The sequence below is a fragment of the Pseudonocardia sp. NPDC049154 genome, from assembly GCF_040648315.1.
Taxonomy (GTDB): domain Bacteria; phylum Actinomycetota; class Actinomycetes; order Mycobacteriales; family Pseudonocardiaceae; genus Pseudonocardia.
Map to the genome: position 1 here is coordinate 1 of NZ_JBEZDN010000172.1, position 14,065 is coordinate 14,065.

Consider the following 14,065-nt stretch of genomic DNA (forward strand, 5'->3'; position numbering starts at 1 on the left):
CGCGTGGCGGGCGGCCGAGGCGGCGGAGACCGCGGGCCGGCCCCTCGCGGCCGCCAACGCGGGCCTCGACGCTCCGGACGAGCCGCTGCTGCGGCTCTGGCACGCGGCCACGATCCTGCGCGAGCACCGCGGCGACGGCCACGTCGCCGCCCTGCTCGACGCGGAGCTCGACCCGTGCGAGGCACTGGTGTCCTTCGCCGCCGTCGGAGCCGCACCGCGGGAGACCTTCGCGAGCCGCGGTTGGAGCGACGACGAGTGGGAGGCCGCCGCCGAGCGGCTGCGGGCCCGGGGCCTGCTCGACGACGACGGTGTGGCCACCGAGGCCGGGCGCGCGCTGCGCGAGCGTGTCGAGGCCCGCACGGACGCCCTCGCCGCGCAGCCCTACGCCGCCGTCGGGATGCCGGAGATCGCGCGGCTCCCGCAGCTCGTCGGACCGCTGACCATGAGGATCGCGCGGTCCGGACTGCTCCCCGCCGTCAGCACGCTGGGCATCCGCCGCCCCGGGTGACCCGCGAGTGACAGCGCGACTCGCGGTGCCGGAAGTCCCGACTCGCGGGGACGGGCTAGGGGCGGGTGGGGCGGCGGACCGGTTCGCAGCAGTTGAGGGCGCAGGGGACGCCATCCGTCGTGCAGCCTCCCCGGGGCACCGAGCCCAGAGCCCGGGCCGGAGCGTCGGACAGGTGCTCGGCCATCAGCTCCACCACCATGTCGGCGAAGCGGGGATCCGGGCCGGCCGTCGCCGCCCGCGCGAACGCCATACCCAGCTCCGAGGCCTTCTCCGCGGCCTCGTTGTCCAGGTCCCAGATCACCTCGATGTGGTCGGACACGAACCCTACCGGCGCCACGACGACCGCCTCGACGCCCTTCTCGTGCAGTGCCTCGACGTGGTCGACGACGTCCGGCTCCAGCCACGGCACCTGCGGCGGGCCGGACCGGGACTGCCACACGACGTCGTACTCGGTGATCCCCACCTCGGCGGCGACCAGCCGCGCGGCCTCGGCGATCTGCCGCGAGTAGCGGTGCCCGCCCTCCTCCGGCACCCCGGCGGCGGCGTCGGCGGCCACCGGGATCGAGTGCGCGGTGAACACGACCCGCGCCCCCTCCGGCACGGTGGCGAGCGCGGCGCGGACCGCGTCGGCGTTGGCCTGCACGAACAGCGGGTGGTCGAAGAAGTGCCGCAGCTTGGTCAGGTGCGGCGCCTCCGGTCCGACGGCGGCGCGGGCGCGGGCGATGTCGTCGTCGTACTGCCGGCAGGCCGAGTAGCCGCCGTAGGCGCTGGTGGCGAACACGAGCGCGGTGCGGACGCCGTCCCGGGTCATCTCCGCGACGGTGTCCTCGACCATCGGGTGCCAGTTGCGGTTGCCGAAGTAGACCGGCAGGTCCGTCCGCGCGCGGATCGCCGCGATCAGCTCCCGGTTGCGGGCGTTGATCGGGGAGACGCCGCCGAAGTGCTGGTAGTGCTCCTCGACGGCGTCGAGCCGCTCCGGCGGCACCCCGCGGCCGCGCACCACGTTCTCCAGGAACGGGCGCACCTCGTCCGGCCCCTCGGGACCGCCGAAGGACAGGAACAGCAGCGCATCGAAGTCGGAGGAGGAACCCACCCGGTCATTCAACCCCCGGGCCCGGAGCGCCGCGCGTCAGACCCCCACGGCGCTGCACACCGACGGCACTACACACCATCGGCACTACACACCGACGGCCCTACACACCGACCGCATGGAACCCGCCGTCCGCCATCACCATCGAGCCGGTGGTGGTGGGCAGCCAGTCCGACAGCACCGCGCACACGGTCTTGGCGACGGGCACCGGGTCGGTCACGTCCCAGCCCAGCGGGGCGCGGGAGTCCCAGTTGTCCTCGAACGCCGAGAAGCCCGGGATGGACTTGGCGGCCATGGTCTTCACCGGGCCGGCGGCGACCAGGTTGACCCGGATGCCCTTCGGCCCGAGGTCACGGGCCAGGTAGCGGGTGACGGACTCGAGCGTCGACTTGGCGACGCCCATCCAGTCGTAGGCCGGCCAGGCCTGCCGGTTGTCGAAGTCCATCCCGACGATCGACGCGCCCGGCCCGAGCAGCGGCAGCAGGGCCGTCGACAGGGACTTGAACGAGTACGCGCTGACCTGGATCGTCGTGGCGACGTCCTCCCACGGCGCGGTGAGGAACGCCCCCTCGCCCAGGCAGGAGGCCGGCGCGAACCCGATCGAGTGCAGCACGCCGTCGAGCCGGGGCGAGTCCCCCAGGTGCGGGGACACCCGCTCGACCAGCGAGTCGAGCTGCTCCTGGTTCGACACGTCGAGCTCGACGACCGGGGCGGGCTTCGGCAGCCGCTGCGCGATGCGCTCCACCAGCCGCATCCGGCCGAACCCGGTGAGGACGACCTCCGCGCCCTGCTCCTGCGCGATCTTCGCCGCGTGGAACGCCAGCGACGCGTCGGTGATCACACCGGTGATCAGCAGCTTCTTGCCCTCGAGCAGTCCCATCAGGACCCTTTCGCCGTCGTTCGGGGAGTTCGCGGAGTTCGGGAGCGCGCTCAGTGGCCCATGCCGAGGCCGCCGTCGACCGGGATGACCGCCCCGGTGACGTAGCCGGCCTGCTCGGAGCCGAGCCAGGTCACGGCCGAGGCGATCTCCTCGACGGAGCCGTAGCGGCCCAGCGGGACCTGCTTCGTGATCTCGGCGCGCCGGTCGTCGGAGAGCGCGCGGGTCATGTCCGTGTCGACGAAGCCGGGGGCGACGACGTTGGCGGTGATGCCGCGCGACCCGAGCTCGCGGGCGACCGAGCGGGCCAGCCCGACCAGGCCGGCCTTCGAGGCGGCGTAGTTGACCTGCCCCGCGCTGCCCAGCAGCCCGACCACGGACGAGATGAAGATCATCCGGCCGCCCTTGGCCTTGAGCATCCCGCGGGAGGCGCGCTTCGCGACCCGGTAGGCGGCGGTGAGGTTGGCGTCGAGCACCGAGGTGAACGAGTCCTCGCTCATCCGCATGAGCAGCCCGTCGTCGGTGATCCCGGCGTTGGAGACGAGCACCTGGACCGGCCCGTGCTTCTCCTCGACGGTCGTGAACGCGGCGTCGACGGCGGCGGCGTCGGTGACGTCGCACTGCACCGGCAGCAGCTCCCCCGGGAGCCCCTCCGCCGAACTGCGGTACGTCACCGCCACCTGGTCCCCCTGGGCCGCGAACGCCTCCGCGATCGCCAGGCCGATGCCGCGGTTTCCTCCGGTGACCAGCACGCTCCTACCCACGGGCACAGAACCTAGTGCACGGGCGTCCGCGGGTCCGCGACCACGCGTCACGGCAGGCGGCGGCCCAGCAGCAGCCCGCTGCCGAGACCGACCACGAGCAGCAGGGCCCCGCCGGCGAGCCACGGCCTGCTGGTGTCGACGCGGCGCACCTCGTACCCGATCTGCTCGGACAGGTCGGCGTAGACCCGGCGCAGCTCGTCCTCGCTCGCGGCGGTGAAGAACTGGCCGCCGGAGAGGTCGGCGATCTGCTTCATCGAGGCGTCGTCGACGGCGACGCGGGTGCGCCCGCCCTCGATGTCGATCGTCCCGTACTCGGTGCCGAACGAGATCGTCGAGACCGGGATCTTGGCCTCGGCGGCCTGCCGGGCCGCGGTGAACGCCCCGCGCGGCTCGTTCTCCCCGTCCGGCCCCGGGACGGTCTGCTTGCCGTCGCTCATCAGCACGATCCGGGCGGGCGGGGACGCGTCCTCGGTTCCGCTGCCGCCCGAGCCCGCGACGGACTGGGAGAACGACTCGATCGACTGCATCGACGCGAAGATCGCCTCGCCGGTCGCCGTGGACTCGGACAGCTTCAGGCTGTCGACGGCCCGCTTGACGGCGGTGCGGTCCGTGGTCGGCGAGACGAGTACGGCGGCGGTGCCCGCGAAGGACACGAGCCCGAGGTTGATCCCGGGCGTGAGCTGGTCGGCGAACGACTTCGCCGCGGCCTGCGCGGCCGCGAGCCGGGTGGGCTCGACGTCCGTGGCCTGCATCGACAGCGACACGTCGATCACCAGCATCACGGTCGCCCGGTTGCGCGGGACCTTGGCCTCGGCCTGCGGCCCGGCGAGTGCGACCGTGAGCACCGCCAGCGCGGTGATCAGCGCGGCCGCCGGGAGGTGCCGGTACCAGCCGGGACGATTCGGGGCGACCTTCTCCAGCAGCTCGAGGTTGGTGAACCGGACGACGTCCCGGCGTCGCCTCCGCTGCAGCACCAGGTAGCCGGCCACCGCCGCGGCGACGACCAGCAGCCCGAGCAGCCACCAGGGCGAGGAGAACGTCACCGCCCGCCCCCCGACCAGGTCCGCTTGCGGGCCAGGGCGAAGCGCACGATGTCGGAGATCCAGTCCGAGTCGGTGCGCAGCCGCAGGTGCGCCGCCCCGCAGCGGCGCAGCGCGTCGGCCACCCGGTCGCGGTGCTCCGACGCGGCCGCGGCGTACTCGCGCCGCAGCAGCGGCGTGGTCTCCACCTCGCGCTGCCGCCCGGTCTCCGGGTCGGCCAGGACGACCGTCCCGACGTCGGGCAGGTCCAGCTCGCGCGGGTCGAGGACCTCGACGGCGAGCAGGTCGTGCCGGGCCCCCAGGCCGCGCAGCGACCGCTCCCAGTCCGGCTCGCCGAGGAAGTCCGAGATCACGACGGCGAGGCCGCGGCGGCGCGGCGGGCGGCGCAGCTGCTCGAGGGCCGCGGTGAGGTCGCCGCGCGTGCCGTCGCCGGCCCGGGGCACCTCGGCGACGCGGCGCACCACGCTGCGGGTGTGGGCGAGCCCGCCGCGGGCCGGGATCCGGACGGTCTCCGCCCCCGTCGAGACGATCGCCCCGATCCGGTTGCCGCCGCCGCGGGTCAGGTGCGCGACGGCGGCCAGCGCCGCCACCGCCAGGTCCCGCTTCTCGCAGTCCGCGGTGCCGAAGTCGAGGCTGGGCGACAGGTCGACGACCACCCACGTCTCGAGCTCGCGGTCGGCGATGGTCTCCCGGACGTGCGGCTCGGTGGTCCGCGCGGTGACCGCCCAGTCCATCCGCCGCACGTCGTCGCCCGCCCGATAGGGGCGAGCCTCGGCCGGATCGGACCCGGGCCCGGGCAGCAGGCCGAGGTGGTTGCCCTGCAGCAGCCCGTCGAGCCGGCCGCGCACGCTCAGCTCGAGGGTGCGCAGCGCCGCCTCGAGGTTCCCCCCGCGCAACGACGGTGGGCCGTGGTGGGAACGGCCCGTGCGGGGGCCCGCCGGGCTCGGGGCCGTCACGACGGGCCGGACGCCGGCGGGTAGGCGGCCGCCGGCTGCGCCGGCTGTGCGGCCGGCGCGGGCTGCACCTGCGGCCGCGCGGTGACCTGCGGCAACGGCACGGTCTGCAGCACGCGCTGGAGGATGTGCTCCATCGGGACCTGGTCGGCCACGGCGTCGTAGGACAGCACGAGCCGGTGGCGCAGCACGTCCGGCGCGACGTCGAGGACGTCCTGCGGCAGCACGTAGTCCCGGCCGCGGACCAGGGCGAGAGCACGGGCGGCCGCGACGATGCCGAGCGTGGCGCGGGGCGACGCGCCGTAGGAGACCCAGCTCGCGATGTCCTGCAGCCCGTGGTCGGCCGGGGTGCGGGTGGCCACGACCAGCCGCACCACGTAGTCGACGAGGGCGTGGTGCACGAAGACCTGCGAGGCCACGCCCTGCAGCCGGACCAGCTCCGCCGGCTCCATGACCTGCTCGGCCACCGGCGGCGTCGCGCCCATCCGGTAGACGATCTCGCGCTCCTCCTCGACGCCCGGGTACTCCACGATGATCTTGAAGAGGAAGCGGTCCCGCTGGGCCTCGGGCAGCGGGTAGACGCCCTCGTTCTCGATCGGGTTCTGGGTGGCCAGGACCAGGAACGGGTCGGGCATCGGGAAGGTGCGGCCGCCGATCGACAGGTGCCGCTCGGCCATGACCTCGAGCATCGCGGACTGCACCTTGGCCGGGGCGCGGTTGATCTCGTCCGCCAGCACGAAGTTGGCGACGACCGGGCCCAGCTCGACGTCGAACTCCTCGCGGCCCTGCCGGTAGATCCGGGTGCCGACGATGTCCGAGGGGACGAGGTCCGGGGTGAACTGCAGGCGCGCGAAGGTGCCGCCGACGACCTTCGCGACCGTCTCCACCGCGAGGGTCTTCGCGACGCCCGGGACGCCCTCCAGCAGCAGGTGCCCCTTGGCGAGCAGCCCGACGAGCATCCGCTCCACCAGCCGGTCCTGACCGACGATGACGCGCTTGATCTCGAAGACCGCGCGCTCGAGGAGCTCGGCGTCGTCCTTCGGGGTGGAGGTGGCGGCGGGGGCCGCCGGGGTACCGGAGGGCGGCGTCGACTCGGGGGATGGCTGCACGCTCACCGCACCATCACACCGGACGCCCCGTGAACTACGGGTGAGCGGGGCGCGACGGCCGTCCTAGATCACCCGGGCGACGGTCGGCAGCAGCCCGCCCGAGTACCGCACCGGCGAGATCTTCACCGACGCGCCGGAGTACGGCGCCTCGATCATCCTGCCGTTCCCGATGTACAGGGCGATGTGGTAGACGCGGCCGTTGCGGGCCCACGAGAGCATGTCGCCAGGCCTCATCTGCGCGAGCGGGACCTGGTCGCCGAAGGCGTGTTGGTTCCCGCTGTACCGCGGCAGCTGCACCCCGACGCCCGCGAAGGCGTAGAGCATCAGCCCGGAGCAGTCGAAGCCGACCTTGCGGTAGTCGCCGAAGCTGTCGGCGACGCCGCCGTCGCGGATGCCGCGCGACGGGCCGCGCGCCGTCCCGCCGCCCCAGGCATAGGTCACGCCGAGCTGTGCCATCGCCCGGTCGATCACCGTCTGCACGGCCGCGGACCCGGTCCGGCGGGTCGTCGGCGGCGCCGCCGAGGCCGAGGGCCCGGCCCGGGAGGCGGCCTCCTCGCGGGCGGCGCGCTGGCGGGCCGCCTCCGCCTCCTCCTGTGCCCGCTGCCAGTCCTGGAACCGCTGCCGCTGGGCGCGGAGCCCGGCGTCGGAGTTCTCGGCGGCGTCGAGCTGCGCCTGGACCTGCGCCTGCTCCCCCGTCACCGCCCGCAGCCGCTGCGCCTGCTCGTCGGCGGACTGCTGCGCGCCGGCGAGGGCCTGGTCGGCGGCGGTCTTGGCCTCGGCGGCGGCCTGCCGGCGCTGCTCGGCCTCCTCCTGCGCCTTCCGCGCGGTGGAGTCCGCGTTGGCCTGCTGGACGCGGGCGCGCTCGAGCCCGTCGAGCGCGGCGGCCTGCTGCTGGGCGAGGGCGTCGGTGAGCTGGGCGCGATCGACGAGGTCCTGCGGACCGGTGGCCGTGGTGAGCAGCCCGATCGGCCCGAGGTCGAGGCCCTGCGAGTAGGTGCCGGCGACGAAGTCGTCGAGCCGGGTGCGGGCGGCGTCGACGGCCTTGCCCGCCGCCTCGGTCTGCGCTCGGGCCGAGTCGGCGCGGGCGGCCGCGGCGTCGGCCTCGGCCTGGGCGCCGGTGAGGACGTCGAGCGCCTGGTTGGCGGACTCGTGCTGCTCGGCGACCTGGATCTGCAGGTCGTCGGCCTCCGCCTGGAGCTCGGAGAGCCGCTGGGTCAGCCGGGCGACGTCCGCGGCCCGCCCGCTCACGGCGTCGCGGCTGCGCTGCAGGTCCTCGTTGCTCGGGTTCGGCGGCGGGGTCGGGTCGGGCGCGGCACCGGCCGTCGCCACCGAGGTGGCCGTGAGCAGGGCGACGAGCAGGACGAGCAGCAGCCCCCGCGCGATCCGCACGCTCTCCCCCCACCGGTGATCGACTGGATGGTCGGCACCCTGGCACCGGCGGGTCGTCACGCCCGGTCGCCACGCCGGTACGCCGCGGCAACTTCCACCACTCGGTGGACGGCGGCGCCGCCGCGCCGGGCTCGGCGCTAGTCCGGACGGAGCACCGCATCTCGGTACTTCCACCCTGTTCGGACAGCCGCGGGTCCACCATGATCCTCCCGACGCATCCGGTCCCGGGTGCCCGACGAGGGGTGGGAACAGTGAGCGACGGCGGACACCGACCCGGCGCGGTGCCGGGCGGACCGGACCCGGCCGACCCCCGGTGGGCCGACCCGCAGGAGGCGGACCGGCAGTGGGCACAGGGCCCGGGCGCGGGCGCAGCACCGGACCCGTACCGGCAGGGCTGGTCGCCGCAGGGACAGGGGACGGCCCAGTACCCGGCGCAACAGCCCGGCTCCACGCAGCAGTACGCCGCTGCGCAGTACCGCACTCCGCAGTACCCGACCGAGGCCTACCCCGCGCAGGCGCCGCCGTACGGAGGTGGTCAGCCGCCGACCTGGGGCCCGCCGCCCGGGTACGGCGACGGCGGCGTGCCCCGGAAGAAGCGTCGGTGGCCGCTGATCACGGCGATCGTCGCGGTCGTCGTGCTGCTGGCGGGCGGCGGCCTCGCGGCGTGGACGTTGCTCGGCGGCAGCGGCGGCACGAGCAGCCCGAACGCGGCCGTCACGTCGCTGGCCGCGGACCTGCAGGGCCGCGACTACCTGCGCGCCTACAGCCGCATCGCGCCGAACGAGGCGACCCTGCTCACCGACCTCGGCTCGGTCCTCACCACCGAGCTGCAGCGTCTCGACGTGCTGCGTCCCGACGCCCGCGCGGACGCGAGCCTCGACACCGTGACCTTCTCCGGGCTGCGGTTCGACGAGGCCGGCGCCGAGCAGGTCCGGCCGAACGTCACGATCACCAAGCTGGTCGCCGGCACCATCACGACCACGCAGGACCCGGCGAGCCTGCCCTTCACCGACTCGTTCAAGGCGAAGGTCTACCCGAACGGGGCCCCGCCCGCGGACGTGCCGGAGACGATCGACATCGCGCAGGTCGTGCGCGAGCAGGGCGAGCCGATCCGGATCGCGACCGTGCAGGTCGACGGCGAGTGGTACGTGAGCGGCCTCTACACCGCGGCCGACTACGCACTGAAGGACGCCGTGGAGCCGTGGCCCACGACGTCGATCGACGCCCGCGGAGCCACCACCGCCCAGGACGCCGTCCGCGACCTGGTCCAGGCCGCACTCGACGCCGACGTCCGCCGGGTGATCGAGCTGACCGACCCGACCGAGATGGCGGCCCTGCACGATGCCGGGCCCGCCCTCGTCGACGGGGCGGCCGCCGCGCAGCCGACCGGCGCGAAGATCGTCGACCTCCGGACCACCGAGACGGACGTCCGCGGGCACACCGCACTGTCCCTGGCCGCCGTGACCGTCGACGACGGCACCGGCGCCCGGGTCACCGTGACCCGCACCGGCGACTGCGTGACGATCAGCGGCGTCGAGGGCGCGCCGCCGCAGCTGTGCGCGAACCAGCTCGGCTCGCTCGTCGGCGCCCAGGTCGGCACGTCACCCGCCGTCCAGGAGCTCACGCCGCGGCTGGCCACGGCCGTGCTGAACGTCAAGGTGGTGACGACCGAGGACGGCGGGTCCTGGTACGTCTCCCCCGGCCAGACCGTCGTGCAGCTCTACGCCGACCTGCTCGGCGCGCTCCAGCCCGGTGATCTCGACGCCCTGGTCGCCGGCAACTGATCCTCCGTCCACCCCGTCCGACCCGACGGCCGGCGGCGCACCCGCGCCGCCGGCCGTCGTGCGTTCCCGGCCGATTTCGGGGTACGCCCGTGACCTGCGACCCCCTCCCTCGACCCCGTATATAGGACAGGCGTACTGTTTGGGGCGGGACGGGGGTCACGCTGCCGTGGAGCCCACGGTGCGCGAGACTCCCGCGGGACACCCGAGAAGACGCGCCCACCACGCCACCAGGAGGAGAGCCGACAGTGGCCAGTACCGACAGCTTCGGAGCCAAGGGGACCCTCGGGGTCGGGGGCAGCGAGTACGAGATCTTCCGGCTTTCGGCCGTCGAGGGCTCGGAGAAACTGCCCTACAGCCTCAAGGTGCTGCTGGAGAACCTGCTGCGCACGGAGGACGGTGCCAACGTCACCGCCGACCACATCCGGGCGCTGGCGAACTGGGACCCGACGGCCGAGCCCGACACCGAGATCCAGTTCACGCCCGCCCGCGTGATCATGCAGGACTTCACCGGCGTCCCGTGCGTCGTCGACCTGGCGACCATGCGCGAGGCCGTGACCGAGATGGGCGGTGACCCGTCGAAGGTCAACCCGCTCGCCCCCGCCGAGCTGGTCATCGACCACTCGGTGATCATCGACGTCTTCGGCCGGCCGGACGCCTTCGAGCGCAACGTCGAGTTCGAGTACCAGCGCAACCGCGAGCGCTACCAGTTCCTGCGCTGGGGCCAGGGCGCGTTCGACGAGTTCAAGGTCGTCCCGCCGGGCACCGGCATCGTGCACCAGGTCAACATCGAGCACCTGGCCCGCACCGTCATGGCCCGCAACGGCCAGGCCTACCCGGACACGCTGGTCGGCACCGACTCGCACACCACGATGGTCAACGGCCTGGGCGTGCTGGGCTGGGGCGTCGGCGGCATCGAGGCCGAGGCCGCGATGCTCGGCCAGCCGGTCTCGATGCTCATCCCGAAGGTGCTGGGCTTCAAGCTCACCGGCGAGATCCCGCCGGGCGCCACCGCCACGGACGTCGTGCTCACGATCACCGAGATGCTGCGCAAGCAGGGCGTGGTCGGTAAGTTCGTCGAGTTCTACGGCGAGGGCGTCGGCGCGGTGCCGCTGGCCAACCGCGCCACCATCGGCAACATGAGCCCGGAGTTCGGCTCCACCGCCGCGATCTTCCCGATCGACGACGAGACCGTCCGGTACCTCAAGCTCACCGGCCGCTCCGCCGAGCAGGTCGCCCTGGTCGAGGCGTACGCCAAGGAGCAGGGCCTCTGGCACGACCCGAAGGCCGAGCCGGCGTTCTCCGAGACGCTCGAGCTGGACCTGTCGACGGTCGTCCCGTCGATCGCCGGCCCGAAGCGCCCGCAGGACCGCATCGCCCTGTCCGAGTCGAAGGAGGCCTTCCGGTCGTCCCTGGCGGACTACGCCTCGACGCCGGACCAGACCGACCCGGACGACGCCGCGTCGTCGGGCTCCACGGTCGACGAGGCCGGCGAGGAGTCCTTCCCGGCCAGCGACCCCGCCTCCCCGGCGCACGACGGCAACGGCGAGGCCGGCAAGCCGCACGCGGCGATCTCCGCCGCGGCCGGCTCCGGCGGGCGGGTCAGCAAGCCCACCAAGGTCAGCATGGGCGGCGCGGAGTTCGAGATCGACCACGGCGCGGTCGTGATCGCCTCGATCACCTCCTGCACCAACACGTCGAACCCGTCGGTCATGCTGGGCGCCGCCCTGCTGGCCAAGAACGCGGTCGACAAGGGCCTCGCGGTCAAGCCGTGGGTCAAGACCTCGATGGCGCCGGGCTCGCAGGTCGTCACCGACTACTACGAGAAGGCCGGCCTCTGGCCGTACCTCGAGAAGCTCGGTTACCACCTGGTCGGCTACGGCTGCACCACCTGCATCGGCAACTCGGGCCCGCTGCCCGAGGAGGTCTCGGCGGCGGTCAACGAGGCCGACCTCGCCGTCGTCTCGGTGCTGTCCGGCAACCGGAACTTCGAGGGCCGGATCAACCCGGACGTCAAGATGAACTACCTGGCGTCCCCGCCGCTGGTCATCGCGTACGCGCTGGCCGGCACGATGGACTTCGACTTCGAGAAGCAGCCGCTGGGCAAGGCCACGGACGGCACGGACGTCTTCCTCGCCGACATCTGGCCGTCCGCCGAGGACGTCCAGGCGACGATCGACGGCGCCATCACCCAGGAGATGTTCGCCAAGGACTATGCGGACGTCTTCCGCGGCGACGAGCGGTGGCGCTCGCTGCCCACGCCGGAAGGTCGGACCTTCGAGTGGGACCAGGAGTCCACCTACGTCCGCAAGCCCCCGTACTTCGAGGGCATGGCGTCGGAGCCCGCGCCGGTCGAGGACATCTCGGGCGCCCGCGTGCTCGCGCTGCTCGGGGACTCGGTCACCACCGACCACATCTCCCCCGCCGGCGCGATCAAGCCGGGCACCCCGGCCGCGCAGTACCTCGACGAACACGGCGTCGAGAAGAAGGACTACAACTCCTTCGGCTCGCGGCGCGGCAACCACGAGGTGATGATCCGCGGCACGTTCGCGAACATCCGGCTGCGCAACCAGCTGCTCGACGACGTCTCCGGCGGCTACACCCGGGACTTCACCCAGGACGACGCCCCGCAGGCGTTCATCTACGACGCCGCGCAGAACTACGCGGCCGCGGGCACCCCGCTGGTCGTGCTGGGCGGCAAGGAGTACGGCTCCGGGTCGTCGCGCGACTGGGCGGCCAAGGGCACCGCGCTGCTGGGCGTCAAGGCCGTGATCGTGGAGTCCTTCGAGCGCATCCACCGCTCGAACCTCATCGGCATGGGCGTCATCCCGCTGCAGTTCCCGCAGGGCGAGTCGGCCTTGTCGCTCGGGCTCGACGGCACGGAGACCTTCGACATCGCGGGCATCACCGAGCTGAACGACGGCACCACCCCGCGGACCGTGCACGTGACGGCCACCAAGGGCTCCGGCGAGAAGGTCGAGTTCGACGCGGTCGTCCGCATCGACACCCCCGGCGAGGCGGACTACTACCGCAACGGCGGCATCCTGCAGTACGTGCTCCGGGGCATGCTCGCCTCCTGACCCCGTGAGTGGCGACTGCCCCTAGAGGGTCACTCGCCACGCACGACCGCCCCTGAGCTGCGAGAACGAGCCCCGCACCATCCCGGTGCGGGGCTTCGTTCGTTCTCGGCTGGCGCGCACCCGTGATCACCGTTCGCATGCGGTGGCGGCTGACGGGACGACCCTCAGTGCACCCTGACGACGACGGCCGGGCCGGCTCGCGCCGCGCTTCGGTGATCACCGCCGGCGTGCAGTGGCGCCCGTGAGCAGGGCCGTGAGCGCACGCGAACGACGATCAGCGGGGCGTGCCCGGTCGGCCCGACGGCCGCCCCGGCCCGTGCGGCTGCGGCACGCTCGCGATCCCGAGGAATCTGAGGATCACCGGCGACGATCGGCGCCGCAACCTGCTCAAGAGCACCGTCGCCGTGCGGTGTCGGCTGGCTGCGGGGCCCTCGGCGTACACGAATCCCGATCATCGCGACTCCGAGCTCGCCGATCAACCATGATCACTGTCTACGTGCAGTGACGGCCGGTCGCGCAGCCCTCAGCACACGCGGACGACGATCAGCGGCCGGGCGATGCCGTGGTGCCCAACATGATCGTTATCTGCGTGCGGTGGCGGCTGCCGGAACGACCCTCAGCGCAACCCCACGACGGTCACGGCGCACGGGTCGTCGTCCGGACGCCGCCCGCACCGCCTACGGTCGAGCGGTGGTGGTGCTGTGGGCCGGCCTGGTCGTGGCGGCGGGGGCGGTGATCCAGGGGGCGGTCGGGTTCGGGCTGGCGCTCGTGGCGGCGCCGCTGCTGGCGCTGCTGGACCCGGAGTACGTTCCGGTGCCGCTGATCGTCGTCGCGGGCGTGCACGCGCTGTTCCAGCTCGTGCGGGAGTGGCGCGACGCCGACTGGCGCGGCGTGGGATGGGCGCTGACCGGGCGGGTTCCCGGCGCGGTCGTCGGCGCGACGGTGGTGGCGTTGCTGCCGTACCGGGCCTTCGCCTCGTTCGTGGCCCTCGCGGTGCTGCTGTGCGTGGCGGCCTCGCTCGTCCGGCTGCGGCTACGCCCGACGCGGCCCGCGCTGCTGGTGGCGGGCGCGCTCAGCGGGGTCTCGGGTACGGCGGCCGGGATCGGCGGGCCGCCGGTCGCCCTGCTGTACCAGGACGAGCACGGCGCGACGGTCCGCGCGACGCTCGGCGCCTACTTCGGCGTCGGCACGGTGCTGTCGCTGGGCGTCCTCGCCGCCGGCGGGCAGGTCGACGGGACCCACCTACTGCAGGGTGCGGTGCTGATCCCCTTCGCGGCTGCCGGCTTCCTGCTCTCCAACCCCTTGCGCCGGGTCCTCGACCGGGGCTGGACGCGCCCGGCCGTCCTGGGCCTGGCCGCGGCCGGCGCCGTCACGCTCCTGGTCCAGGCCCAGTTCACGTAACCGCAGGTCAGCCGGGGTCGTGAGTGCCGACTGCCCCTCACCAGGAAGGGCGGCGCGTCCGGGCCGGCCCGGT

The 14,065-nt window shown here is 73.7% G+C and carries 10 protein-coding genes and 1 pseudogene; 4 read left to right on the top strand and 7 right to left on the bottom strand.

Going from position 1 to position 14,065, the window contains the following annotated elements:
• Positions 1–508 (top strand): annotated as a pseudogene (locus AB0B41_RS39995) (hypothetical protein); the annotation flags it as partial.
• Between the two features lie 55 nt (positions 509–563).
• Here AB0B41_RS39995 and AB0B41_RS40000 read toward each other — a convergent pair.
• The 7 genes from AB0B41_RS40000 to AB0B41_RS40030 form a co-directional block, all read right to left on the bottom strand.
• On the bottom strand, positions 564–1,601 hold the full coding sequence (locus tag AB0B41_RS40000; protein ID WP_358212243.1) for a ferrochelatase: 1,038 nt from the start codon (positions 1,599–1,601) through the stop codon (positions 564–566).
• Positions 1,602–1,701: 100 nt separating this feature from the next.
• The gene (gene fabI / locus AB0B41_RS40005; protein ID WP_358212244.1) at positions 1,702–2,478 is read right to left on the bottom strand and encodes an enoyl-ACP reductase FabI; all 777 of its coding nucleotides are present in this window, start codon (positions 2,476–2,478) and stop codon (positions 1,702–1,704) included.
• Between the two features lie 50 nt (positions 2,479–2,528).
• Positions 2,529–3,239: a 3-oxoacyl-ACP reductase FabG gene (fabG, locus tag AB0B41_RS40010; RefSeq protein WP_358212245.1), complete on the bottom strand. Its 711-nt coding sequence runs from the start codon at positions 3,237–3,239 to the stop codon at positions 2,529–2,531.
• A gap of 47 nt (positions 3,240–3,286) precedes the next feature.
• A complete protein-coding gene (locus AB0B41_RS40015) occupies positions 3,287–4,282 on the bottom strand; it encodes a VWA domain-containing protein (protein WP_358212246.1) in 996 nt (331 codons plus the stop codon).
• The gene (locus AB0B41_RS40020) at positions 4,279–5,235 is read right to left on the bottom strand and encodes a DUF58 domain-containing protein (protein WP_358212247.1); all 957 of its coding nucleotides are present in this window, start codon (positions 5,233–5,235) and stop codon (positions 4,279–4,281) included. Before AB0B41_RS40020 ends, AB0B41_RS40015 begins: the two co-directional genes overlap by 4 nt.
• Positions 5,232–6,341, bottom strand: coding sequence for a MoxR family ATPase (locus AB0B41_RS40025; protein WP_358212252.1), 1,110 nt, complete (start codon positions 6,339–6,341; stop codon positions 5,232–5,234). The genes AB0B41_RS40020 and AB0B41_RS40025 overlap by 4 nt, the downstream gene beginning before the upstream one ends.
• Before the next feature lie 63 nt (positions 6,342–6,404).
• Positions 6,405–7,730 carry an NlpC/P60 family protein gene (locus tag AB0B41_RS40030; RefSeq protein WP_358212248.1) on the bottom strand — a complete coding sequence of 442 codons (1,326 nt, stop codon included), beginning with the start codon at positions 7,728–7,730 and terminating at the stop codon, positions 6,405–6,407.
• A gap of 251 nt (positions 7,731–7,981) precedes the next feature.
• Here AB0B41_RS40030 and AB0B41_RS40035 point away from each other — a divergent pair, with 251 nt between their 5' ends.
• The 3 genes from AB0B41_RS40035 (at position 7,982) to AB0B41_RS40045 (ending at position 13,992) form a co-directional block, all read left to right on the top strand.
• The gene (locus AB0B41_RS40035; protein WP_358212249.1) at positions 7,982–9,514 is read left to right on the top strand and encodes a flagellar basal body protein FliL; all 1,533 of its coding nucleotides are present in this window, start codon (positions 7,982–7,984) and stop codon (positions 9,512–9,514) included.
• 245 nt (positions 9,515–9,759) lie between these two features.
• Entirely contained in the window at positions 9,760–12,591 is a 2,832-nt protein-coding gene (locus AB0B41_RS40040; protein ID WP_358212250.1) for an aconitate hydratase, read from the top strand.
• Positions 12,592–13,281: 690 nt separating this feature from the next.
• On the top strand, positions 13,282–13,992 hold the full coding sequence (locus tag AB0B41_RS40045; protein ID WP_358212251.1) for a sulfite exporter TauE/SafE family protein: 711 nt from the start codon (positions 13,282–13,284) through the stop codon (positions 13,990–13,992).
• Positions 13,993–14,065: the final 73 nt, after the last annotated feature.

Bases quoted from the DNA above. Each gene is read 5' to 3' on its own strand.
- fabI (WP_358212244.1), bottom strand. From the start codon at position 2,478: ATGGGACTGCTCGAGGGCAAGAAGCTGCTGATCACCGGTGTGATCACC.